The 273-nt window shown below is 53.1% G+C and carries 1 protein-coding gene; it reads right to left on the reverse strand.

Annotated features, from left to right (window positions below; all coding sequences use genetic code 11):
• Positions 1–273, reverse strand: a 273-nt coding sequence (locus tag V5P19_RS23575) for a class I adenylate cyclase (protein ID WP_334407967.1), incomplete at both ends; no start/stop codon positions are given.

Here is a 273-nt window from a genome sequence, read left to right on the forward strand (position 1 = left end):
CGTCTTGCGTTTCTTCGAAGAAGAACTGGATGATCCCTTCGCTGGCAAAGCCATCCACCACCGCCGGTAATTTGACGTGATTGGTTTCAACCTGCACTGACAGGCCGTGCAGTTTGTTATGCGAAATAGCGCCATAAAACTCGATGGCGTTTTCCAGTTTCTGTACCGATACATTCAGCCGTTCGAAGAACAAGCCCCAGGTTTGACCGGAGACGCGCAGCGCCTTGAAGCGCCCGGTTTCCTGGCGGGTGCTGGAAAGACGCAGTTCAATAC

Origin of the sequence: Enterobacter sp. UNJFSC 003, from assembly GCF_036903355.1 — a bacterium.
Lineage (GTDB): Bacteria > Pseudomonadota > Gammaproteobacteria > Enterobacterales > Enterobacteriaceae > Enterobacter.